This window comes from Azoarcus olearius (assembly GCF_001682385.1).
Taxonomy (GTDB): domain Bacteria; phylum Pseudomonadota; class Gammaproteobacteria; order Burkholderiales; family Rhodocyclaceae; genus Azoarcus; species Azoarcus olearius.
Genome location: NZ_CP016210.1, coordinates 743705 through 765729, shown reverse-complemented (window position 1 = coordinate 765729; position 22025 = coordinate 743705). Strand labels below are relative to the sequence as shown.

Here is a 22025-nt window from a genome sequence, read left to right as displayed (position 1 = left end):
CCTCCTTTTTCCGCCCTCCCGTCTGACGCGGGGTGCCGGTTTTTACGGATGATATATTATTCTTATGACTCCATACCATAGTGTATGGACGGGTTTTGTCAAACTCAGCATCTGCGCCACAATCGTGGCCATCCGACTCCCCGCCGGGGGGCGTGGCGAAAGCGCCCGCCGCCCGGCCGCAACCCCAACAGGCCCCCGATGAACGGACAGATCCTTGTCGATCGCGGCGATGCCGTCGCCACGGTTTCCCTTTCCAACCCCGGCAAGCTGAACGCGGTGAATGCCGGCATGTGGCGCCAGTTGCGCGCAGCCTTTGCGGAACTCGGTGCCGATCCCGGCGTGCGCTGCATCGTGCTGCGCGGAGCGGGCGACGAGGCCTTCGCCGCCGGCGGCGACATCGAGGAGTTCCGCACCGTGCGCGCGACGGTGGACGACGCCCTGCACTACCACGAGGAACTGGTGGCGGCCGCGCTCAACGCGATCCGTGACTGTCCGGTGCCGACGGTGGCGGCGATTCGCGGCGCCTGCGTCGGCGGCGGGCTGGAGATCGCCGGCTGCTGCGACCTGCGCATCGCGGGCGCGTCTTCGCGCTTCGGCGCACCGATCAACAAGCTCGGCTTCTCGATGTACCCGGGGGAAATGGCGGGCCTGCTGGCGCTGGTGGGTCCGGCGGTGGTGCTGGAGATCCTGCTGGAGGGCCGCATCCTGGACGCCGCCGAGGCTTTGCAGAAGGGCCTACTGAGCAGGGTCGTCGATGACGCGAACGTGTTCGACGAAGCCGCCGCCTGCGCCGCGCGCATCGCCGCCGGGGCGCCGCTGGTGGCGCGCTGGCACAAGCAGTGGGCGAAGCGCCTGCAGCGCCCGGAGCCGCTGAGCGAAGCCGAACGCCGCGCGGCCTTCGACTTCCTCGCCACCGAGGACTACCGCGAGGGACTGGAAGCCTTCCTCGCCAAGCGCAAGCCGGTGTTCAAGGGGCGCTGAACGCGCCGCCGCTTCAGGCCACGCGCCGCAGCGGCGCCGGTGCCGGATCGGGCCGTGCGGCGCGGATGATGCGTTCGCGCAGCCAGCGGCATTCGGCAGAGTGCTGGCTGCGGTCGTGCCACAGCAGGTAGTAGGCCATGCGCGGCAGCTCGGCCGGCGCATCCACCACCGCCATCGGCAGGAAATCGGCGTAGTGCGAGGCGAAGCGCGCCGGTGCGGTAAACACCAGGTCGGACTGCAGCACCATGTACGGCGCCATGTGGAAATACGGCACATGGGCGACGACGTTGCGGCGCAGGCGCTCGCGCGCGAGGTAGACGTCCACCACCCCGCGTTGGCCGACCGAGTAGGAGGTGGGCACCACGTGCTCGGCCGCCAGCCAGGCCGACAGGGTGAGCGGCGCGCCCGCCAGCGGGTGGCCGGTGCGCATCATCACCACCATGCGGTCCTCGAACAGCGGCGCGGTGCGCAGGTGTTCCGGCGGGTTGGGCCAGTTGCCGATGACGAGGTCGAGTTCGCCCGATTCGAGCGCACGCGGGTAGTCGAAGGTCTGCGTCATCGAGTGAAACGCGACCTGCGCGCCCGGTGCCTGGCGATGGATGTCGGCGACGATCTCGCCCAGCATCAGCGCATTGAGGTAATCGGGCGTGGCGATGTTGAAGACGCGGCGCGAGTTGGCCGGTTCGAAGCCTTCGGGTCCGGCGGCGATGCGTTCCATCTGTTCGAGCGCGATGCGCACCGGTTCGAGCAGTTCGGCGCCGCGTTCGGTGGGCGTCATGCCGGTCCGCGAGCGCACGAGCAGCTTGTCGCCGGTGATGTCGCGCAGGCGCTTGAGCGCGGTGCTGACCGCGGGCTGCGACTGGTTGAGCCGGCGCGCGGCGCGCGACACGCTGCCTTCGGTGAGCAGTACGTGCAGCACGCGCAGCAGGTGCGCGTCGAGCGAATCCCAGGTGCATCCGTTGGCCATCGAGGGTTCTCCTGTGGGGGTGCGGTGGGGGGGTTCAGACCGCGAGCGCTTCGCGCACGCCGTCGGCATCCATGTTGGCGCCCTCGCCGCGCATGACGATTTCGCCACGCTCCATGACGAGGTATTGATCGGAGAGGGCGCGGGCGAAGTCGTAATACTGTTCGACGAGCAGGATGGCCATCTCGCCGGTGGCGGCGAGGCTGCGGATGGCGCGTTCGATGTCCTTGATGATCGAGGGCTGGATGCCCTCGGTCGGTTCGTCGAGGATCAGCAGCTTGGGGCCGAAGGCGAGCGCGCGGCCGATGGCGAGCTGTTGTTGCTGGCCGCCGGAGAGGTCGCCGCCGCGCCGCCCCATCATCTGCTTGAGTACCGGGAACATTTCGAAGATGCGTTGCGGGATGCTGCTGCCGCGCGGCTGCGTGGCGAGACCCATCAGCAGGTTTTCTTCGACGCTGAGGCGCGGAAAGATTTCGCGCCCTTGCGGGACGTAGCCGATGCCGGCGCGCACGCGGTTGTACGATGGTGCGCGGGTGATGTCCTGCGCACCGAAGTGGATCGTGCCGCTGGCGGCGGGCACGAGGCCCATCAGGGTCTTGAGCAGCGTGGTCTTGCCGACGCCGTTACGGCCGAGCAGCGTGGTGACCTTGCCCACCGGCACTTCGAACGAGAGGCCGCGCAGGATGTGGCTGCCGCCGTAGTACTGGTTGAGGTTGTCGACTTTCAGCATGTTTCGTCCTTTCGGCGGGTCCTGGCTTTTGGCCGCGGGGCCGGGGTCAGGGTGTTAAGCAAAAAGTGGGCGCGGTTGTTTTGGTGGTGCTTGGCGGCGGCGGTTCTAACGCCAGCCGCGCGGGGTGTTTCTTCCGGGGCTGCGGAACTCGCTCACTCCGTTCGCTCGGACAGTCCTCGCCCCTCCACAAACACCCCACACGACTGGCTTGGCGTAGCAGGTCGCTCAAGCCTTGAAGTTCGCGGGGCCTGGAACGCACGCAGCCGGTCCCGGCCCTGAGCATCCACCGGGTCGAGCCGGATGTGCGGGGTATTCCTGGAAGGGGCGAGGACTGCCGAGCGAACGTAGTGAGCGAGTTCCGCAGCCCCTGGAAGGAATACCCCGCGCAGCCGGCGGTTTCACGCAACCACCGTTCAGCACAGGGAAAACTCAACGCCCCAGATAAACCTCGATAACCCGCGAATCCGCCTGCACCGTGGCGAGATCACCTTCAGCCAGCACCGATCCTTCGCACAGCACGGTGACCTTGCCGCCGAGCGCCTCGACGAAGGCCATGTCGTGCTCCACCACCATCAGTGAATGCTTGCCGGCGAGGCTCACGAACAGTTCGGCGGTGCGCTCGGTTTCGTCGTCGGTCATGCCGGCCACCGGCTCGTCGAGCAGCAGCAGCTTGGGCTCCTGCATCAGCAGCATGCCGATCTCCAGCCACTGCTTCTGACCGTGCGACAGCAGCCCGGCACTGCGGTCGGCGAACTTGTCGAGGCGGATCTGCTTGAGCACGTCGGCGATGCGGTCGCGCTCGTCGTCGAACAGGCTGGCGAACAGCGTGCGGCGCACCCGCTTGTCGGCCTTCATCGCCAGTTCCAGGTTCTCGAACGCGCTGTGGTTCTCGAAGATGGTCGGCTTCTGGAACTTGCGGCCGATGCCGGCGTGGGCGATCTCCGGCTCGGTCATGCGGGTCAGGTCCAGAGTCTGGCCGAAGAAGGCCTTGCCCTCGTCGGGCCGCGTCTTGCCGGTGATGACGTCCATCATCGTGGTCTTGCCGGCGCCGTTGGGGCCGATGATGCAGCGCAGCTCGCCCGCGTCGATCGTGAGCGACAGCTTGTTGAGCGCGCGGAAGCCGTCGAAGCTCACCGTGATGTCGTCCAGATACAGGATGACGTTGTGCGACAGGTCCAGTTCGCCGGTGGCGACGTGGCCGGTGGCGGCGGCGCCCTCCCAGTTCTCGCGCCCGCCCGCTTCGGCGAAGGCGCGCGCGCGGCGTTCCAGTTCGGTGGTTTCGGTCATGCCGTGGCTCCCTTGGCGACGGTGGTTTCGGGCGCGGTTTCGCCCACGGGCGCTGCGGTCACGGCCGGCGCCGCCGCCGCGCTGTCGGGGCCCTTGCGGGCGCGCAGCTTGCGCCACAGACCAACCACGCCGTCCGGCAGGTAAAGCGTGACCGCGATGAAGAGGAAGCCGAGGAAGAAGGGCCAGTATTCCGGCACGGTGACGGTGAAGAAGCTCTTGGCCAGATTGACGATGCCGGCGCCGAGCACCGCGCCCACCAGCGTGCCGCGGCCGCCCACGGCCACCCACACCGCAATCTCGATCGAGTTGGCCGGGCTCATTTCCGAGGGGTTGATGATGCCCACCTGCGGCACGTAGAGCGCGCCCGCCAGGCCGCACAACACCGCCGACAGCGTCCACATGAAGAGCTTGTAGTGCAGCGGGTTGTAGCCGATGAACATGACCCGGCTCTCGGCATCGCGGATGGCGGCGAGCACGCGGCCGAAGCGCGAGGAAACGAGGTAGCGGCCGAGCACCAGGCAGGCGATCAGCAGCAGCGCGGAGAGCGCGAACAGCGTCGCCCGCATTTCCGGCGAGGTGATGCTGTAGCCGAGGATGCGCTTGAAGTCGGTGAAGCCGTTGTTGCCGCCGAAGCCGGTCTCGTTGCGGAAGAACAGCAGCATCGCGGCGTAGGTGAGCGCCTGGGTGATGATGGAGAAGTACACACCCTTGATGCGCGAGCGGAAGGCGAAGTAGCCGAACACGAAGGCGACCAGGCCGGGCAGCGCCATGGCGAGGAAGAGCGCCCACAGGAAGGAGTCGGACCCCGCCCAGTACCAGGGCAGTTCCTTCCAGTCGAGGAAGACCATGAAGTCCGGCAGGTCGCTCTGGTAGCTGCCGTCGCGGCCGATCTGGCGCATCAGATACATGCCGAAGGCGTAGCCGCCGAGGGCGAAGAAGAGGCCGTGGCCGAGGCTGAGGATGCCGGCGTAGCCCCAGATCAGGTCCATCGCCACCGCCACCACCATGTAGCACAGGATCTTGCCGAGCAGGCTGACGGTGTAGGCCGACAGGTGCAGCGCATGGCCCTCCGGCAGTGCGAGGTGGGCGACGGGCACGCCGACGCAGGCGACGACGGCGAAGATCGCGAGCGCGACCCAGCCGGTCTTCGGCATGCTCTGGAACAGTCTTACGGTGAATGGGGTGCGCATTTGGGGGGCGCCTCCTTTTGCTTGAATGGCTTTCGTCACACCTTCGGTGCTGCAGGTCTCGCGGCTTGCGAGGCGCGCCGGCCGGGGTGTTCGCTCCGCGGGCTGCGGAACTCGCTCACTGCGTTCGCTCGGACAGTCCTCGCCCGCTGCGCGAACACCCCGACCGTCGCTGCGGTGATCGGGGCTTGCTGTCTCAGCTGTCGGCGAAGCGTCCCTTGAGGGCGAAGATCCCCTGCGGGCGCTTCTGGATGAAGACGATGATGAACACCAGCACCAGGATCTTGGCGATCACCGCGCCGGCCCAGCCTTCGAGGAACTTGGCGACGATGCCCAGCCCGAGCGCCGCCCACACCGCGCCGGCCAACTGGCCGACGCCGCCGAGCACCACGACCATGAAGGCATCGACGATGTAGCCCTGGCCCATCGCCGGGCCGACGTTGGCGATCTGCGACAGCGCCAGCCCGCCCAGCCCGGCCACGCCGGAGCCGATCGCGAAGGCCAGCGTATCGACCCGCGCCGTCGGCACGCCGACGCAGCCGGCCATCGGGCGGTTCTGGGTGACGGCGCGCACGAACATGCCGAGCCGGGTCTTCTGCATCATCAGCCAGATCAGCACCAGCACGAAGACGGCGAAGCCGATGATGACGATGCGGTTGTAGGGCAGCACCACGCCCGCGGCGAGTTCCATGCCGCCCGACATCCAGCCCGGATTGGCGAGTTCGAGGTTCTGAGGACCGAACACCACGCGCGCAGCCTGGATCAGCACCAGCGACAGGCCCCACGTGGCGAGCAGCGATTCCAGCGGGCGGCCGTAGAGGTGGCGCAGCACCAGCCGCTCCATCGCCACGCCGACCAGCGCGGCAGCGAAGAAGGCGACCGGGATGGCGGCGACCACGTACCAGTCGAGGTAGGCCGGCAGGTAGCTGCGGAACAGGCCCTGCACCAGGAAGGTGGCGTAGGCGCCGACCATCAGCAGTTCGCCGTGGGCCATGTTGATGATGCCCATCACGCCGTAGGTGATCGCGAGGCCGAGCGCGGCCAGCAGCAGGATGGAGCCGAGCGACAGGCCGGAGAACACCGTACCCACCGCCTGCGCCGTGGCGATGCGACGGTCGATCGCCTTGATCGAGGCTTCGGCCGCGGCGCGCACCTCGGCGTCGGGTTCGGCCCAGCTGGCGTCCTTGCCCTCGCCGCGCTTTTCCAGCAGCGCGGCGAGCATGTTCTTTACCGCCGGATCGGAGGATTCGCCGAGCGCCTCGGCGGCCTTCAGGCGCTTGGCGGCGTCGGCGGAGCCGAGGTTGACGCGGGCGACCGCGCGGCTGAGCACGCCGCGCACGGCTTCGTCCTTTTCCCCGGCGAGCGTGCGTTCGAACAGCGGCAGCAGCGATTCGGAGGTGTTCTCGGTCAGCGTGTTGGCGGCAGCGAGGCGATCGGCCCCGCTCTCCGCCGACAGCGCCAGCGCGGCATGCGCGGTGGCGAGGGCGCGGCGGATGCGGTTGTTCACCGTGATCGTCTCGACCTCGTCGGCGGCGATCTGCAGGGCTTCGCCGCTGGCGGCGTCCTTGACCGCGTCGCCATCGATGACGACCACCTTGTCGGCGGCGGTGCCGACATTGCCGGCCTCCACCGCATCGAGCAGCGCGCGCGCCGCGGCGCTGCCCTCCACGCCCAACGCCTCGATGGCGGCGACGCGGCTGTTGAAATCGCCGGCGAACCCGGCCACCAGGGCGGGATCGAGCGCGGCACGGGCCGGCAGGGCAAGGCAGGCGAGCGAGGCGAAGAGCAGCGCGAGCCGCAGCAGCAATCGGTTCATGGCAGGCTCCATCGGATCATTCGCCCGCGGGGGCGAATCGGGAATTCGGGGCAAACAAGCGGCCGGTGTCGGACGAACGCCGCAGCCGGCGGGAGGTGAAACTCCCTCCCCTTCAAGGGGAGGGCTGGGGTGGGGATGGGGTCAGACGCGTGCCCAACCCCATCCCCCTCCTAACCGGGAGTCTCGGCTTCGCCTCGCCGCTACACCGGCGGCAAGCATGCTTGCAGAAACCCCGGCTCCGCCCCCCTTGAAAGGGGAGGGACAAAGCGAACCCTGACTCAAAGCCCCTGCTTGCCTTCGTTACCCGGGATGAACGGGCTCCACGGCTGGGCGCGGATCGGCTCCTTGGTCTTCCACACCACGTCGAACTGGCCGTCGGCGCGCACTTCGCCGATGAACACCGGCTTGTGCAGGTGGTGGTTGGTCTTGTCCATGGTCAGCGTGAAGCCGGACGGCGCCTTGAAGGTCTGGCCGCCGAGCGCGGCGATGACCTTGTCGGTGTCGGTGGACTTGGCCTTCTCGACCGCCTGCTTCCACATGTAGATGCCGACGTAGGTGGCTTCCATCGGGTCGTTGGTGACCACGGTGTCGGCGTTGGGCACGCCGTTCTTCTTCGCCCAGTCCTTGTACTTCTTGATGAAGGCGGTGTTTTCCGGGTTCTTCACGGTCATGAAGTAGTTCCAGGCGGCGAGGTGGCCGACCAGCGGCTTGGTGTCGACGCCGCGCAGTTCCTCTTCACCCACCGAGAACGCCACCACCGGCACGTCGGTCGCCTTCAGGCCGGCGTTGCCGAGTTCCTTGTAGAACGGCACGTTGGAGTCGCCGTTGATGGTGGAGATCACCGCCGTCTTCTTGCCCTCGGAGGCGAACTTCTTGATGTTGGCGATGATGGTCTGGTAGTCCGAGTGACCGAAGGGAGTGTAGTCCTCCATGATGTCCGCATCGGCCACGCCCTTGCTCTTGAGGAAGGCGCGCAGGATCTTGTTGGTGGTGCGCGGATACACGTAGTCGGTGCCCAGCAGCACGAAGCGCTTGGCGCTGCCGCCTTCGGCGCTCATCAGGTATTCCACGGCCGGGATGGCCTGCTGGTTGGGCGCGGCGCCGGTGTAGAACACGTTCTTTTCCAGCTCTTCGCCTTCGTACTGCACCGGGTAGAACAGCAGGCCGTTCAATTCCTTGAACACCGGGTTCACCGACTTGCGGGAGACCGAGGTCCAGCAGCCGAACACCGCGGCGACCTTGTCCTGGGCAACCAGCTGGCGCGCCTTCTCGGCGAACAGCGGCCAGTTCGACGCCGGGTCGACCACCACCGGCTCCAGCTTCTTGCCCATCACGCCGCCCTTGGCGTTGATTTCCTCGATCGTCATCAGCGCGACGTTCTTCAGCGCGGTCTCGGAGATCGCCATCGTGCCCGACAGCGAATGCAGGATGCCGACCTTGATGGTGTCGGCGGCGTGGGCGCCGAACGGCGCGCCGATCGCGGCGATGGAAGCGGACAGCGCGAGGGCCTTGATGAAGCTGCGACGGGTTTGCATGTAGGTCTCCCTGGTCTAGGACGGTTCTGGATGCGGCCGGGGCCGCGTTGCAGTGCACGAGTCGAGATTAGGCGTCGGGCGGCGGCACCGGAATACGCAAGATGGCGTACCCCGCGGCGTGCCGATGCCCGGCGCATCCTCCCGCCCTTCCCCGACATGAGGTGTCCGCGGACGCGAACAGCGTGGCGCGCGCGCCCTTCATTACAGCGGCATGCGCTGCTGCAGCGCAGCGCAAGTCATTGTTCTAGTTGGGAACATTTTTCAAACCGGGGTGGTCGGATTGGGTAATGCGGCTTACATCTCGTGTCCGGAGCCTCCCCTCCGGCCCCCTCAGAGGAGATGCAGATGTCACAAGAACCGCCGTCTACCCGCCAGGAGGAGTTGCGCTCCTTCCTGTTTCTCGCCTTCGTCACCGCCCCTGTGCTCGCCGTGCTGATCGTGGCCGGCTATGGCTTCGCGGTGTGGATGTTCCAGCTGCTCAGCGGCCAGTTGCCCACCTCCTGAGGCCGCCCACCGTGCTTGAAGACATCGAGGTTCATGTGACCGGCGTCCTGGTTCAGGCGCTGCCCGACCACGTGCAGGCGGTCTGCGCGGCGGTGGCGAATTTCCCGGAAGCCGAGGTCTGCGCCGTCAGCGAAACCGGCAAGCTCGTGGTGGTGTGCGAGTGCGCCAGCGCTGACGAAACCCTTGCCCTGCTCGACCGCATCCGCGATCTCGCCGGGGTGGCCAATGTCGCGCTGGTGTACCAGCACACCGAGACCGGCGCCGAGATGGATGAGGAGATCGACGATGAAGCTGACCCGCCGCGCGTTCATTAAGCAGTCCGCCGCCCTCAGCACCGCTGCTGCGGCCGGCATCCCGGCCGAAACGCTGGGCGCCAACATCGTCACCGACGCCGCGCTGACCAAGCTCGCCTGGCACAAGGCGCCCTGTCGCTTCTGCGGCGTGGGCTGCGGGGTGAACGTGGCGGTGCGCGACAACCGCGTCGTCGCCACCCACGGCGACATCAACGCCGAGGTCAATCGCGGCATCAACTGCGTCAAGGGCTACTTCCTGTCCAAGATCATGTACGGCGCCGACCGCCTGACCGAGCCGCTGCTGCGCCAGACCAACGGCCAGTACGACAAGAACGGCGATCTGCAGCCGGTGAGCTGGGAGCGCGCCTTCGACGTGATGGCCGAGCAGTTCAAGAAGGCGCTGCGCGAGAAGGGGCCGTCCGGCGTGGGCATGTTCGGCTCGGGCCAATGGACCATCTGGGAAGGTTACGCCGCCGCCAAGCTCTACAAGGCAGGCTTCCGTTCCAACAACATCGACCCCAACGCGCGCCATTGCATGGCCTCCGCCGTGGCCGGCTTCATGCGCACCTTCGGCATGGACGAGCCGATGGGCTGCTACGACGACTTCGAGCAGGCCGACGCCTTCGTGCTGTGGGGCGCGAACATGGCAGAGATGCACCCCATCCTGTGGACGCGGCTGACCGACCGCCGGCTGTCCGCGCCGCAGTCGAGGGTCGCGGTGCTGTCGGTGTTCGAACACCGCTGTTACGACCTCGCCGACCTGACGCTGACCTTCCGCCCCCAGACCGACCTCGCGATCCTCAACTACATCGCCAACTACATCATCCAGCGCGGCGCGGTGAATCGCGACTTCATCAACCGCCACACCCGCTTCATGACCGGCAACACCGACATCGGCTACGGCCTGCGGCCGGAGCACCCGCTGCAGAAGGCCAAGAACGTCGCCGCGCCGGGCGGCGGACAGCCGAGCACGTTCGACGAGTACGCCGCCTTCGTGGCCAAGTACGACGTGGACACGGTGGCGCGCCTGTCCAATGTGCCGAAGGACCGGCTGGAGCAGCTCGCGCAGCTCTACGCCGATCCCAAGGTCAAGGTGATGTCGCTGTTCACGATGGGCTTCAACCAGCACACGCGCGGCACCTGGTGCAGCCACCTGCTGTACAACCTGCACCTGCTCACCGGCAAGATCTCGTCGCCGGGCAACGGGCCGTTCTCGCTCACCGGCCAGCCTTCGGCCTGCGGCACCGCGCGCGAGGTCGGCACCTTCTCGCACCGGCTGCCGGCCGACATGGTCGTCACCAATCCGCAGCACCGCGAAACCGCGGAACGCATCTGGAAGCTGCCGGCAGGCACCATCCCCGACAAGCCGGGCTACCACGCGGTGTTGCAGAACCGCATGCTCAAGGACGGCCAACTGCAGGCCTACTGGGTGATGTGCAACAACAACATGCAGGCCGCGCCCAACATCGCGCAGGAAGCCTGGCCCGGCTACCGCAACCCGTCCAACTTCGTCGTGGTGTCCGACGCCTACCCGACCATGACCACGGTGGCGGCGGACCTGGTGCTGCCGACGGCGATGTGGGTGGAGAAAGAAGGCGCCTACGGCAACGCCGAGCGCCGCACCCAGTTCTGGCACCAGCTGGTGCAGGCGCCCGGACAGGCGCGTTCGGACCTGTGGCAGCTGATGGAATTCTCCAAGCGCTTCCGCATGGAAGAAGTGTGGCCCGCCGAACTGCTGGCCAAGGCGCCGCAGTACCGCGGCAAGACCTTGTTCGACGTGCTGTTCCGCAACGGCGAGGTCGACAAGTTCCCCGCCACGCAGGTCGAGGCCGGCTACGCCAACGACGAAGCCCGCGCCTTCGGCTTCTACCCGCAGAAGGGGCTGTTCGAGGAGTACGCCCAGTTTGGCCGCGGCCACGGCCACGACCTCGCGCCTTTCGACACCTACCACCAGGTGCGCGGGCTGCGCTGGCCGGTGGTAAACGGCCAGGAAACGCGCTGGCGCTACCGCGAGGGCCTGGACCCCTACGTGAAGGCCGGCGAGGACGTGAAGTTCTACGGCATGCCCGACGGCAAGGCGGTGATCTACGCCCTGCCCTACGAACCGGCGGCCGAGGAGCCGGACAAGGAGTACCCGTTCTGGCTATGCACCGGCCGTGTGCTGGAACACTGGCATTCCGGCTCGATGACGCAGCGCGTGCCGGAACTGCACCGCGCCTTCCCGAATGCGGTGTGCTTCATGCACCCGGACGACACCCGCAAGCTCGGCCTGCGCCGCGGCGACGAGATCGAGGTGGTGTCGCGCCGCGGGGTCATGCGCACCCGGGTGGAGACGCGCGGCCGCAACAAGCCGCCACCGGGCCTGGTGTTCGTGCCCTGGTTCGATGCCAGCCAGCTGATCAACAAGGTGACGCTGGACGCGACCTGCCCGATCTCGCTGCAGACGGACTTCAAGAAGTGCGCGGTGAACATCCGCAAGGTCTAGGAGAACAGCCATGCGCATCCTGCTTCCCTTCGCGCTGGCTGCCGCCTTCGCCGGCGCCGCGCTCGCCCAGCATGTCGACAACGCCCGCGGCCCCACGCCGCTGATGGAGGAACGCACGCCACCGCCGCTGCAGAACCCGGACAACAGCGACGTGCGCCGCCAGCGCGCCTACGCCATGCAGCCGCCGATTATTCCGCACAAGATCGAGGGCTACCAGCTCGACCGCAACGTCAATCGCTGCATGATGTGCCACGCCCGCACCCGCACCGAGCAGAGCCAGGCGCCGATGATCAGCGTGTCCCACTTCACCGACCGCGACGGCAACTTCCTCGCCGAGCTGTCGCCGCGGCGTTATTTCTGCCTGCAGTGCCACGTGCCCCAGGTGCCGGTCAATCCGATCGTGGAGAACCGCTTCATCGACGTCGAAACCATGCTCAGGCGCGGCGGCTCCGCCTCCACGCTGCCCGAGCAACGCTGAGCGGAGGCGCCCATGTTCGGCCTTCTGAAGCGGTACTGGCGGGTGATCCGCCGCCCCAGCACGCACTACAGCCTGGGTCTGCTGGTGATCGGCGGCTTTGTCGGCGGGGTGTTGTTCTGGGGCGGCTTCAACACCGCGCTGGAAGCCACCAACACCGAGCCGTTCTGCACCAGTTGCCACGAGATGTACGACAACGTCTACCAGGAGCTGCAGCCCACCATCCACTTCACCAACCGCAGCGGGGTGCGCGCCACCTGCCCGGACTGCCACGTGCCGCACCGCTGGACGGCCAAGATCGCGCGCAAGATGCAGGCATCGAAGGAGGTGTGGGGCAAGGTGTTCGGCACCATCTCGACGCGCGAGAAGTTCGAGGGCATGCGCCTGGCGCTGGCGGTCAACGAATGGCGCCGGCTCAAGGCCAACAACTCGCTGGAATGCCGCAACTGCCACCAGTTCAACTCGATGGACTTCACCCGCCAGAGCCCGCGCGCGCAACACGCACATTCCACTTCGCTGGCCAAGGGCGAACGCACCTGCATCGACTGCCACATCGGCATCGCCCACCGCCTGCCCAACCTGGAAGGCGTGGACAGGCTGGTCGAAGCCCATGGCGGGCGCAACGTGCTGCCGGCGCTGGTCAGCGGCGGACTGCAGGAGGACATGGCGCCGCCCGCGCCGCGGTGAGCGACGGCGGGCAGCGCCGCTACGGCACCCACCAGTAGCGGACGATGTGGAAGAACACCGGGGCGGAGAAGCTGATCGAATCGACGCGGTCGAGCATGCCGCCGTGGCCTTCGATCAGGCTGCCCCAGTCCTTCACGCCGCGATCGCGTTTGATCGCCGACAGCACGAAGCCGCCGAAGAAGCCGAGCACATTCACCACCAGCGCCACGGCGGCTGCCTGCAGCGGCGAGAACGGCGTGATCCACCACATCGCCGCGCCCACCGCGGTGGAGCTGGCGACGCCGCCGAGCAGGCCTTCCACGGTTTTCGACGGCGACACCGCGGGGTTGAGCTTGTGCCGTCCGCACAGCTTGCCCCACACATACTGGAAGACGTCGGACGACTGCACCACCAGCACCAGGAACACGATCAGCAGCGCGCCCTTGCCCTCGTAGCCCGGAATCTGCAGCGTCAGCAGCGCCGGCACGTGCGACAGGCAATACACGCAGATCATCAGCCCCCACTGCACCTTGGCCGCGCGTTCGAGAAAGCGCGTGGTGTCGCTGCCGAGCGCCGCCGAGATCGGCAACAGCAGGAAGCCGTACACCGGGATCAGGATCGAGAACAGCCCGTACCAGCCGATCGCGATCAGGTAGTACTGCAGCGGCAGCAACACGAAGAAGCTCCACAGCAGCGCCCGATGGTCGCCGCGCCGGGTGTGCGTGAGCGAGACGAATTCGCGCAGGCACTGGAAGGAAATGAAGGCGAACAGCCCGATGACGCCGCCGTCGCCGGCCCAGATCGCAAGCGCGATCAGCCCGATCATCACCCACCACGCCTTGAGCCGCGCGTTGAGGTTGTCGATCACCGCGTGCGGCGTGGCCGGCGCAAGGCGGAACTTGAGCACGGCGCCTACCAGGCTGGCGGCGGCGAGCACTGCGAACACGCCGCCGAACACGGCAACCAGGGTTTCGCTGAGGTTCATGATCGTCAATCCAGTGCGGGGGCCAGGTCGAGCAGCGCCGTGCGGGCGCGGGCGAGAAAATCGGTCTTGGCCTCGCCGGCCTGCCATTGCAGCGCGCCGCCGAAGCTGAGCGAACACAGCAGCGGCACCGGCACGTAGCTGCCTTTGGGCATCACCCGCCCCAGGTTCTCGATCCACACCGGCACGAACTCCACCGCCGGATTGGCGCGCGCGAGATGATAGATGCCGCTCTTGAACGGCAGCAGGCCGTCGCCGAGGTTGCGCGTGCCTTCCGGGAACACGATCAGGGAGTCACCAGCGGCCAGCGCCGCGCTCATCTGCGCCACCGGGTCGGCTTGCCGGCTGGCGGCGCTGCGGTCGATCAACACCCCGCGGAACACCCGCTCCGCGATGTAGCGCCGCAGCCGGTCCGTCAGCCAGTAGTCCGCCCCGGCAACCGGCCGGGTGGATTGCCGCAGCGCGGGTGGCAGCGACGCCCAGATCAGCAGGAAGTCGCCATGGCTGCGGTGGTTGGCGAAATACACGCGTTGGCGCGCGTCGGGCGCATTGTCGCGCCAGGTGGCCCTCACCCCGGTGATCAGTTTGGCGAACCCACACAGGGCCGACCCCGTGAGTCTTTCAAGTCCCATGCCCGCGCCCCGCTCCGATGCCCTGCCTGTCAGTAAGGCCAGCGAATATACAGCGCCGCCGCCACCAGACATGCCAGCTGCAACACGGTCGCGATCAGCTGGCGCTGGAGCAGCCGCCTCGCACCGCGACAGCGGTCGGCAAGCGAACGCCCGGCCGGCGCCAGCCCGAGCGCGCGATCGAATGCCGCCATCGTATCGGCGGGAGCAGCAGCGGGATCGTGCAGCCAGTGTCCGGACCAGCGCCGGAACACCCGCTCGTCGTAGGCCACCCGCAACGCGTGGTACTGCGCCGGCAGCGCCAGCAGCAGGCTCGCCCACAGCGGCAGCGCGGGGATCTCGCGGCCTAGCATCAGGACCGCCAGCGCGAACAGCGCCAGGGCCGCCGACGCACGCCCGAGCGGGCGGCCGAGCGCGAGCAGATCCGCGCACGCGGCGGCACGCGCGGCGGCGTCCACGCGCTCGCGGTCACTCATCGGCGCTGCCCGTCTGCGCGGCGCAGCCTGCCAGCGCCGCGCGCAGGCCGTCCCCGAGGACGACGCGCGGACGGGCGCGCGCCACCATGGCCACCGCCTGATCGACATCGGCGGCGCGTCCGCTGAGCAGCAGCCAGGCCGCGACGGCGGCGGCACTGCGCGAATAGCCGAGCGCGCAGCACACCAGCAGCGGTCCGTTGGCAGCCCGCCGTTCGGCCTCGATGCCGCGCGCGGCGGCGATCAGCGCGGACGATTCCGGCGCCACCAGATCCAGCCATGGGAGCGTGGCGTAACGCCACGGCCCGCGCGGCGCGGGCAGTTCGGCGGACAGGTCGAACAAGGCGGCAAATCCGCCGGCCCGCATCGCCGCCGCGTCCGGCATGCGGCCCACCCAGACCCCGTCGCAAACCGCGTCCGGCCGCGGCTGGCGGCGCGTCCACGCGCGCGAGTTGAGCCAGGCACCGAGCATGTAGGGCGCGAACAGGCAGCGTGCCGCGATGCTGTGGCCCGTGGCGTCCTTCTGGAATCCCGCCGCCCCCGGCCCGGCGTAGCAGAACGCCACCAGGGCGAGCGCCAGCGCGGGCCAGGCGAGCCACAGGGCCACGCCGCCCACCGCGAGCGCGGCCGCTGCGAGAAGGGCCGCGCCGGCCAGGTAGGCAAAGGCCAGACGCAGGCGGCCCCGGCTTGCCCGGCGGCGCCAGCCCGCAAGCGGAGAAGGTCCGCGCTCCGGCCACAACCAGAGGCACAGCAGGCCCACCGCGGCGCCCGTCGGCACATCGATGAAGTGGTGCTGGTAGGTGGTCAGCACCGAGAGCCCGATCGCCAGCGCCCAGACATGGACCACCCCGCGCCAGCGCCCCGGCACGGCGCGGGCGAAGCACGCCCAGATGATCACCAGCAGGCTGATGTGCAGCGAGGGCGCCTGGTTGTAGGGCTGATCGAAGCCGGCGAGCAGCGTGAACAGGGTGCCGGGCAGACCGTCCGCGGCGGGCCGCTCGAACGCGAAACGCAGCGGGAACAGCAGGAAGCAGGCAACCGACACGCATTGCGCGGCGAGCAGACGATACGCCTGGCGATCGACCGCCTGCGCGCTCCGGCAGCACAGGAAGGACAGGCCGTAGAGCAGGTCGATCGACCAGTACGGCACGATGCTCCACGGCACGAAGGGAATCGCGCGCTCCCACTCGAAGAACAGCGCGTCGGTGACGCCGCGCGCCGCGGCCATGGAATTGGCGTAGCCGTAGCTGAGAAAGAAGAAGGGGCCGAGCAGCACCAGCCAGCCGATGCTGCGCAGCCAGTGGATGCGCCCGTCCGTCAGCGGCAGCGCCAGCGCGGGCACGGGGCGGCTCATGCGGCGCGCCGGCGCGCCAGCGAGACGGTGAAGATGCCCCACTCGTCCACCCGCTGCTCCAGCTTGTCGAAGCCCGCCGCCTCCACCAGCTGGTCCATCTCCGCCTGCGAGCGCCGCCGCATTACCCAGGCCGCGCCGCCGCGATGGCTGGTGAGCGCGCGGGCGATCATTTCGAGCTGCGGGTGCCAGGGCTGGCCGGTGTAGATCAGGTAGCCACCGGGTTCGACCGCCGCGGCCATGCCGGCGAGCGAGCGGCGCACCGCATCGTTGTCGGGAAAGAGTTCGTAGAGCCCGGAGACGATGCCGATGGTGGGACGCGGGCGGACCGTGGCGACCGACGCCTCGTCGAACGCGTCGCCGCGCTCGAAGCGGGCGATGTCCGCCAGCCCCTTCGCGGCGATCAGGGCGCTGCCGTCGCGCACGTTGATCTCGCTGAAGTCGCGCAGCAGGATGGCTTCCACGCGCTGGGGCGCCCGCGCCAGGCCCTCGAGCACGTAACGGCCGTGGCCGGCGGCGATGTCGAGCACCCGCACCGGGCGGCCGTCGCGCTGCAGCAGCGCGAGCGCCTTCTGCAGCAGTTCTTCGACGTTCAGCTTGCGCTGGCGGATACCGCGCCAACCGATCGCATCGAGGTACCGCCGGTCCACCAGCCGCCCCAGCGGCGCGAGCGGGCCACGGCCCGTAGGGGTGTTGCGATAGACATAGTCGAGCGTGCTGCCGGAATCGAAGCCGGTGTCGTGCCCCAGCCGGACACCGGCCGACAGCCAGCCGCCCACGCGCAGCCCGGCGCGATAGGCCTTCCAGTACAACCCTCGCGGGCTGAGCGCCGGCAGCGGCGCCGCGAGCGCGCGCGCTTCTTCAAAGCTTGGTCCCTGGCGATGCGATTCCAGCAGGCCGACGCGCTGGGGCGCAGCGGCGAACTGGCGCAGGATGAAGTCGCGCACCTTGTCGATCGCGAGCGTGCGGTCGCGCTCGCCCAGGGTGTCGTGGAAGAAGCCGGGCAGCACGTGCTTTTCCTTGACGGCGGAACCCAGGCGGTCGAAGAACGCGTGCTGGGGCGCGTGATGCACCACCCAGTCGGCACCGGAGATCAGCAGCTGCGTCGGCACCGTGATCGCCTGCGCGTCGGCGACCACACGCTCGCCGGCCTCGTACAGCGCAAGCAGGATGTTGACCGAGATCGCGCGCGCGATCAGCGGATCGGCGTCGTAGGACGCCTGGCGCGCCGGATCGTGCGTGAGGAACTTGGACTTGACGTAGCTGTTGACGAAGAAATTGCCGCGCAGGCGCCGCATCAGCGCCAGACCGGCGCGCGCGAACGGCACGTAGAGCTTGACCTTGAACGCCGGCGACGCGAGCACCAGACAGCGCACGCGCGGCGCGTAGTCGTGCGCCCAGGTGCTCACCAGCACAGCACCGACGCTTTGCGCCAGCACCGCCATGTCCTGCTCGGCAATGCCCCAGGTGTCGCGGATATGCTCGATGAAGGTCTGCACGTCGCGCACCGAGCTGCCCAGGCTGGGCGAGTCGCCGCGCGCGCCCGGCGACATGCCGTGGCCGCGGGCATCCCAGGCGAAGATGTCGAATTCCGGCAGCGCCAGTTCATCGGCCAGATGCGCCATGCGCCCCGAGTGCTCGTGGCCACGGTGGAACATCACCACGCAGCCGCGCCGCGGCGCCGTGGCGGGCCAGTAGCGATAGAACAGGGCGACGCCATCGTGGGTGGTGAAATGGTGTTGCTGGACCGGACGGGTAGTGGTCATGTAACCCTCAACGGGACGAAGAAGCCTGGCGCACGCCGCTGCGCACGCGGTTGATGAGATTGAGCGCGATCGCCGCGGCCGCGGCGGGCATTACCCACGCCAGCCAGCCGGGCAGCGTGCCGGCCAGCCCCAGCCAGAGGCCGAGGGCGCCAAACAGGAACGCGCGGTCGCTCTTGCCCATCGGCCCGTCATAGCAACGCGGCGCGCCGACCATCGGCCCGAGGGCGCCGGCCATCTCGGACCACGAGGCAAGCAGGGTCACCGCACCCACACTTTCCCACCCGAACGGCGGCACCAGTGCGAACGGCAGGAACAGCGCCGCGTCGGCGATGACGTCGGCGAGTTCGTTAAGGTAGGCGCCAAGCGCCGACTTCTGGCCGAACTCGCGCGCGAGCATGCCGTCGATGGCGTTCAGCGCCATGCGCAGGAACATCCACCCCGGCAGCAGCAGGAACAGCGCCGGCCGCGGCACGAAGAACAGCAACGCGCCCAGCGCGATGGACACGGCGGCCGCGGCGAGCGTGACCTGGTTGGCTGTGACGCCCGCGGCCGCAAGCCGGCGCACCAGGGGGCGAAGCAGGGACTGGAAACGCGACTTGAGCAGGTAGATCGATGACATCGGCGACGCCCGGAACAGGATCGCGAGATACTACATATTTATACAGCATAGAAAAAGTACCTCCTGCATGGCCGGGCGTCACCGACGCTTACAGCTCTGTCCGCCGGAGGCGGCATATCGTGAAACCCGCGCCCGCGCGCGCGGATGCAAGACCACAGACCGGACAACCGGTCGGGCCAGCCCCACGCAAGGGCGGCCACAGCGCAAACACAAGGAGAAGATCATGCGACCAGGCACCTCCCTCAAGGCAGGCGTGCTCGCCGCCCTGACGACGGGCATTCTTGCCGCCACCCCCGCCCTCGCGGAGAAGCCCGACTGGGCCGGCGGCGGCCATGGCGGCGGCAAGCACGAACAGCGCGACAAGGGCCGCGGCGGCCCGGACCGGGACGACCGTCGCGGAGATGACCGCCGGGGCGAGCGCGACTACCGCGACGACCGCCGCGCGCCCTCGGTATCGGTGGACGTGCACTTCCACGACCGCCAGCGCACCGTCATCCGCGAGTACTACCACCGCGAGTTCTCGGGCGGCCACTGTCCGCCGGGGCTGGCGAAGAAGCACAACGGCTGCATGCCGCCGGGCCAGGCCAAGAAGTGGAGCCGCGGCCGGCCGCTGCCGCGCGACGTGGTCTATTACGACCTTCCGCCCGCGCTCGTGGTCGAGATCGGCGTGCCGCCGCCGGGCTACAAGTACGTGCGTGTCGCGAGCGACATCCTGATGATCGCGATCGGCACCAGCATGGTGGTCGATGCGATCGAGGATCTCAGCCGGATGTGATCGCGGCGGGCGACGCCTGACCCGGCGCCGCCTTTCGCGCTCAGTGGCCTGCGCCCGCCGCCGCGGGCGCGGTCCCGCCCGCGCCCCACAAGCGCGCGCCGCCGGCCTCGAGGTGGCACAGATACACCCGCAGGTCGAACTCGTACTGGTGGTAGGCCGGTTCCATGTGGGTGCATAGCTGGTAGAAGGCCTTGTCGTGCTCGCGCTCCTTCAGGTGGGCGAGTTCGTGCACCACGATCATGCGCAGGAACTCGTCCGGCACTTCGCGGAACAGGCTGGCGATGCGGATTTCGCGCTTCGCCTTGAGTTTGCTGCCCTGCACGCGCGAGATCGCGGTGTGGGTTCCGAGCGCGTGGCGCACGACATGCAGCGTGTTGTCGTACTGCACGCGCGACAGCGGCTCGGCCTTGCGCATGAATTCGGCCTTCAGACCGGCCACGTAGTCGTACAGCGCGGCGTCGGTGCGCACCGCGTGTGCCGTCCGGTAGCGCCCGGCCAGCATTGCCGCCAGCCGGCCCTCCTCCATCAGCGCGCTCACCTGGGCAACCAGCGGCGCCGGGTAGCCGGCGAGGTATTTCATCGTGCTCATCGCCGCCTCACACCGGCTCGGCCAGCCGGCTGGCGCCGCCCGCGGGGGGCGACAGCTCGTCATCCGCTTCCTCGCCGAGGAAACCGCCGCTCTGGTGAGCCCACAGCCGCGCGTAGAGACCGCCGCGCGCCAGCAGGCTGCGGTGGTCGCCTTCCTCGACGATGCGGCCGCGGTCGAGCACGATCAGCCGGTCCATCGCCGCGATCGTCGATAGCCGGTGGGCGATCGCCACCACCGTCTTGCCTTCCATCAGCCGGTACAGGCTGGCCTGGATCGCGGCCTCGACCTCGGAGTCGAGCGCGCTGGTGGCCTCGTCCAGCAACAGGATGGGCGCGTCCTTCAGCATCACCCGCGCGATCGCGATGCGCTGGCGCTGCCCGCCGGAGAGCTTGACCCCGCGCTCGCCGACGTGAGCATCGTAGCCCCGGCGTCCCTGCGGATCGCCCAGCCCCTGGACGAATTCGTGCGCTTCGGCGCGGCGGGCGGCGGCGATCATGTCCTCGTCGCTCGCGTCCGGGCGGCCATACAGGATGTTGTCGCGCACGGAGCGGTGCAGCAGCGAGGTGTCCTGCGTGACCATGCCGATCTGCGCGCGCAGGCTGTCCTGCGTCACCCCGGCAATGTCCTGGCCGTCGATCAGGATGCGGCCCTGGTCCACGTCGTAGAAGCGCAGCAGCAGATTCACGATGGTCGATTTGCCCGCGCCCGAGCGCCCCACCAGGCCGATCTTCTCGCCCGGCCGGATCACCAGGTCGAGCGCATCGATGACCTTGCGCGCCTGCGGATCGCGTTCGCCGTAGCTGAAGGACAGCGACTCGAAGCGGATCTCGCCGCGGCTCACCTGCAGCGGGCGCGCATCAGGGCGGTCGACCACCACGTGCGGCCGCGCCAGGGTGTTGATGCCGTCCTGCACGGTGCCGACATGCTCGAACAGCGAAGCCAGCTCCCACATCACCCAGTGCGACATGCCGTTCAGCCGCAGCGCCATCGCGGTCGCCGCCGCCACCGCGCCGATGCCCACCTGGCCCTGCGTCCACAGCCACAGCGCCACCCCGGCGGTGCTCAGGATCAAGCCCATGCTGAGGCTGTGATTGATGACCTCGATGCCGCTCACCAGCCGCATCTGGCCATGCACCGTCACCATGAACTCCTTCATCGCCGCGCGCGCGTACGAGGCCTCGCGCCCCGCGTGCGAGAACAGCTTCACCGTGGCGATGTTGGTGTAGGCGTCGGTGATGCGCCCGGTCATCAGCGCGCGGGCGTCCGCCTGCGCGCGCGACACCGCCGACAGGCGCGGCACGAACCAGCGCAGCGCGGTGAGATAGCACCCGATCCAGCCGAGGAAGGGCAGCAGCAGCCAGGCGTCGAAGCTGCCCACCACCGCCGCCAGCGTGACGAAGTAGATCACCACGAACACCAGGATGTCGGTGAGGATCAGGCACGTGTCGCGCACCGCGAGCGCCGTCTGCATCACCTTGGCCGCCACCCGGCCGGCAAACTCGTCCTGGTAGAAGGCCATGCTCTGGCCCAACATCAGGCGGTGGAAGTTCCAGCGCAGGCGCATCGGGAAATTGCCCGCCAGCGTCTGGTGCTTGAGCATGGTCTGCAGCGCGACCAGCGCGATGCTGCCGACGATGACGGCGCCCAGCGCGAGCAGCGTGCCGCCTTCGTCCGCCCACAGGTGCGCGGGCGCGATCGCCGACAGCCAGTCCACGATGCGTCCCAGCATCGCGAACAGCAGCGCCTCGAAGGCCCCGATCGTCGCGGTCAGCGCCGTCATGCCGAGGATGTAGGGCCGCACGCCCTCGGTGCCCGCCCACAGGAAGGCGAGAAAACCGCGCGGTGGCGTGCGCGGCAGCGCCTCGGGGTAAGGGTCGACCAGGTTTTCGAACAGGCGGAACAAACGGGACACGACAAT

At 68.6% G+C, this 22025-nt stretch carries 21 protein-coding genes; 7 read left to right on the top strand and 14 right to left on the bottom strand.

Features of this window, described 5'->3' with window-relative positions; genetic code table 11:
- Positions 1-198: 198 nt before the first annotated feature.
- Positions 199-981, top strand: coding sequence for an enoyl-CoA hydratase/isomerase family protein (locus dqs_RS03685; protein ID WP_011764415.1), 783 nt, complete (start codon positions 199-201; stop codon positions 979-981).
- A 13-nt stretch (positions 982-994) separates the two neighbouring features.
- Here the strand turns inward: dqs_RS03685 and dqs_RS03680 are convergent, their stop codons facing one another.
- From dqs_RS03680 to urtA, 6 genes are all read right to left on the bottom strand, one after another.
- Positions 995-1948 carry a LysR substrate-binding domain-containing protein gene (locus dqs_RS03680; RefSeq protein ID WP_065339705.1) on the bottom strand — a complete coding sequence of 318 codons (954 nt, stop codon included), beginning with the start codon at positions 1946-1948 and terminating at the stop codon, positions 995-997.
- 34 nt (positions 1949-1982) lie between these two features.
- Positions 1983-2675: an urea ABC transporter ATP-binding subunit UrtE gene (gene urtE, locus dqs_RS03675; RefSeq protein WP_065339704.1), complete on the bottom strand. Its 693-nt coding sequence runs from the start codon at positions 2673-2675 to the stop codon at positions 1983-1985.
- Positions 2676-3104: 429 nt separating this feature from the next.
- On the bottom strand, positions 3105-3962 hold the full coding sequence (urtD, locus tag dqs_RS03670) for an urea ABC transporter ATP-binding protein UrtD (RefSeq protein ID WP_011764412.1): 858 nt from the start codon (positions 3960-3962) through the stop codon (positions 3105-3107).
- Positions 3959-5152 carry an urea ABC transporter permease subunit UrtC gene (urtC, locus tag dqs_RS03665; RefSeq protein WP_065339703.1) on the bottom strand — a complete coding sequence of 398 codons (1194 nt, stop codon included), beginning with the start codon at positions 5150-5152 and terminating at the stop codon, positions 3959-3961. The genes urtD and urtC overlap by 4 nt, the downstream gene beginning before the upstream one ends.
- Before the next feature lie 193 nt (positions 5153-5345).
- Positions 5346-6965 carry an urea ABC transporter permease subunit UrtB gene (urtB, locus tag dqs_RS03660; RefSeq protein WP_236778730.1) on the bottom strand — a complete coding sequence of 540 codons (1620 nt, stop codon included), beginning with the start codon at positions 6963-6965 and terminating at the stop codon, positions 5346-5348.
- A gap of 278 nt (positions 6966-7243) precedes the next feature.
- On the bottom strand, positions 7244-8500 hold the full coding sequence (gene urtA, locus dqs_RS03655) for an urea ABC transporter substrate-binding protein (RefSeq protein WP_011764409.1): 1257 nt from the start codon (positions 8498-8500) through the stop codon (positions 7244-7246).
- Positions 8501-8845: 345 nt separating this feature from the next.
- Between urtA and napE the strand changes: the two genes are divergently transcribed.
- From napE to dqs_RS03630, 5 genes are read left to right on the top strand one after another with little or no spacing between them, the layout of a single operon-like run.
- Complete coding sequence (gene napE / locus dqs_RS03650; RefSeq protein WP_011764408.1) at positions 8846-9004, top strand: periplasmic nitrate reductase, NapE protein; 159 nt, start codon at positions 8846-8848, stop codon at positions 9002-9004.
- Between the two features lie 11 nt (positions 9005-9015).
- Positions 9016-9318 carry a chaperone NapD gene (locus tag dqs_RS03645; protein WP_169823504.1) on the top strand — a complete coding sequence of 101 codons (303 nt, stop codon included), beginning with the start codon at positions 9016-9018 and terminating at the stop codon, positions 9316-9318.
- Positions 9290-11782, top strand: a complete 2493-nt coding sequence (napA, locus tag dqs_RS03640) for a periplasmic nitrate reductase subunit alpha (protein ID WP_065339701.1) — start codon at positions 9290-9292, stop codon at positions 11780-11782. The genes dqs_RS03645 and napA overlap by 29 nt, the downstream gene beginning before the upstream one ends.
- A gap of 10 nt (positions 11783-11792) precedes the next feature.
- A complete protein-coding gene (locus dqs_RS03635; protein WP_011764405.1) occupies positions 11793-12260 on the top strand; it encodes a nitrate reductase cytochrome c-type subunit in 468 nt (155 codons plus the stop codon).
- Between the two features lie 12 nt (positions 12261-12272).
- Positions 12273-12944, top strand: coding sequence for a NapC/NirT family cytochrome c (locus dqs_RS03630; protein WP_011764404.1), 672 nt, complete (start codon positions 12273-12275; stop codon positions 12942-12944).
- Positions 12945-12963: 19 nt separating this feature from the next.
- On the opposite strand, the gene dqs_RS03625 is transcribed toward dqs_RS03630, so the two are convergent.
- Genes dqs_RS03625 through dqs_RS03600 form a run of 6 tightly spaced genes read right to left on the bottom strand, consistent with a single transcriptional unit; the run spans position 12964 to position 18743 of the window.
- The gene (locus tag dqs_RS03625) at positions 12964-13908 is read right to left on the bottom strand and encodes a phosphatidate cytidylyltransferase (protein WP_157108140.1); all 945 of its coding nucleotides are present in this window, start codon (positions 13906-13908) and stop codon (positions 12964-12966) included.
- A gap of 5 nt (positions 13909-13913) precedes the next feature.
- On the bottom strand, positions 13914-14537 hold the full coding sequence (locus tag dqs_RS03620; RefSeq protein WP_065339700.1) for a lysophospholipid acyltransferase family protein: 624 nt from the start codon (positions 14535-14537) through the stop codon (positions 13914-13916).
- 29 nt (positions 14538-14566) lie between these two features.
- Complete coding sequence (locus dqs_RS03615) at positions 14567-15010, bottom strand: hypothetical protein (RefSeq protein ID WP_065339699.1); 444 nt, start codon at positions 15008-15010, stop codon at positions 14567-14569.
- Entirely contained in the window at positions 15003-16361 is a 1359-nt protein-coding gene (locus tag dqs_RS03610) for a phosphatase PAP2/dual specificity phosphatase family protein (protein ID WP_065341625.1), read from the bottom strand. The genes dqs_RS03615 and dqs_RS03610 overlap by 8 nt, the downstream gene beginning before the upstream one ends.
- Entirely contained in the window at positions 16358-18124 is a 1767-nt protein-coding gene (locus dqs_RS03605; RefSeq protein ID WP_065339698.1) for a bifunctional alpha/beta hydrolase/class I SAM-dependent methyltransferase, read from the bottom strand. Before dqs_RS03605 ends, dqs_RS03610 begins: the two co-directional genes overlap by 4 nt.
- Before the next feature lie 7 nt (positions 18125-18131).
- Entirely contained in the window at positions 18132-18743 is a 612-nt protein-coding gene (locus tag dqs_RS03600) for a CDP-alcohol phosphatidyltransferase family protein (protein ID WP_065339697.1), read from the bottom strand.
- A 223-nt stretch (positions 18744-18966) separates the two neighbouring features.
- Here dqs_RS03600 and dqs_RS21070 point away from each other — a divergent pair, with 223 nt between their 5' ends.
- Entirely contained in the window at positions 18967-19518 is a 552-nt protein-coding gene (locus dqs_RS21070; protein ID WP_011764397.1) for a hypothetical protein, read from the top strand.
- 40 nt (positions 19519-19558) lie between these two features.
- Here the strand turns inward: dqs_RS21070 and dqs_RS03590 are convergent, their stop codons facing one another.
- Positions 19559-20107, bottom strand: coding sequence for a YgjP-like metallopeptidase domain-containing protein (locus tag dqs_RS03590; RefSeq protein WP_065339696.1), 549 nt, complete (start codon positions 20105-20107; stop codon positions 19559-19561).
- Positions 20108-20114: 7 nt separating this feature from the next.
- On the bottom strand, positions 20115-22019 hold the full coding sequence (locus dqs_RS03585) for an ABC transporter ATP-binding protein (protein ID WP_269465819.1): 1905 nt from the start codon (positions 22017-22019) through the stop codon (positions 20115-20117).
- Positions 22020-22025: the final 6 nt, after the last annotated feature.

Excerpts from the sequence above, each read along its gene's own strand:
- dqs_RS03685 (WP_011764415.1), top strand. The coding sequence starts at position 199 with ATGAACGGACAGATCCTTGTCGATCGCGGCGATGCCGTCGCCACGGTT.
- dqs_RS03680 (WP_065339705.1), bottom strand. The coding sequence starts at position 1,948 with ATGGCCAACGGATGCACCTGGGATTCGCTCGACGCGCACCTGCTGCGC.
- urtE (WP_065339704.1), bottom strand. The coding sequence starts at position 2,675 with ATGCTGAAAGTCGACAACCTCAACCAGTACTACGGCGGCAGCCACATC.
- urtD (WP_011764412.1), bottom strand. The coding sequence starts at position 3,962 with ATGACCGAAACCACCGAACTGGAACGCCGCGCGCGCGCCTTCGCCGAA.
- urtC (WP_065339703.1), bottom strand. The coding sequence starts at position 5,152 with ATGCGCACCCCATTCACCGTAAGACTGTTCCAGAGCATGCCGAAGACC.
- urtB (WP_236778730.1), bottom strand. The coding sequence starts at position 6,965 with ATGAACCGATTGCTGCTGCGGCTCGCGCTGCTCTTCGCCTCGCTCGCC.
- urtA (WP_011764409.1), bottom strand. The coding sequence starts at position 8,500 with ATGCAAACCCGTCGCAGCTTCATCAAGGCCCTCGCGCTGTCCGCTTCC.
- napE (WP_011764408.1), top strand. The coding sequence starts at position 8,846 with ATGTCACAAGAACCGCCGTCTACCCGCCAGGAGGAGTTGCGCTCCTTC.
- napA (WP_065339701.1), top strand. The coding sequence starts at position 9,290 with ATGAAGCTGACCCGCCGCGCGTTCATTAAGCAGTCCGCCGCCCTCAGC.
- dqs_RS03635 (WP_011764405.1), top strand. The coding sequence starts at position 11,793 with ATGCGCATCCTGCTTCCCTTCGCGCTGGCTGCCGCCTTCGCCGGCGCC.
- dqs_RS03630 (WP_011764404.1), top strand. The coding sequence starts at position 12,273 with ATGTTCGGCCTTCTGAAGCGGTACTGGCGGGTGATCCGCCGCCCCAGC.
- dqs_RS03625 (WP_157108140.1), bottom strand. The coding sequence starts at position 13,908 with ATGAACCTCAGCGAAACCCTGGTTGCCGTGTTCGGCGGCGTGTTCGCA.
- dqs_RS03620 (WP_065339700.1), bottom strand. The coding sequence starts at position 14,537 with ATGGGACTTGAAAGACTCACGGGGTCGGCCCTGTGTGGGTTCGCCAAA.
- dqs_RS03615 (WP_065339699.1), bottom strand. The coding sequence starts at position 15,010 with ATGAGTGACCGCGAGCGCGTGGACGCCGCCGCGCGTGCCGCCGCGTGC.
- dqs_RS03610 (WP_065341625.1), bottom strand. The coding sequence starts at position 16,361 with ATGAGCCGCCCCGTGCCCGCGCTGGCGCTGCCGCTGACGGACGGGCGC.
- dqs_RS03605 (WP_065339698.1), bottom strand. The coding sequence starts at position 18,124 with ATGACCACTACCCGTCCGGTCCAGCAACACCATTTCACCACCCACGAT.
- dqs_RS03600 (WP_065339697.1), bottom strand. The coding sequence starts at position 18,743 with ATGTCATCGATCTACCTGCTCAAGTCGCGTTTCCAGTCCCTGCTTCGC.
- dqs_RS21070 (WP_011764397.1), top strand. The coding sequence starts at position 18,967 with ATGCGACCAGGCACCTCCCTCAAGGCAGGCGTGCTCGCCGCCCTGACG.
- dqs_RS03590 (WP_065339696.1), bottom strand. The coding sequence starts at position 20,107 with ATGAGCACGATGAAATACCTCGCCGGCTACCCGGCGCCGCTGGTTGCC.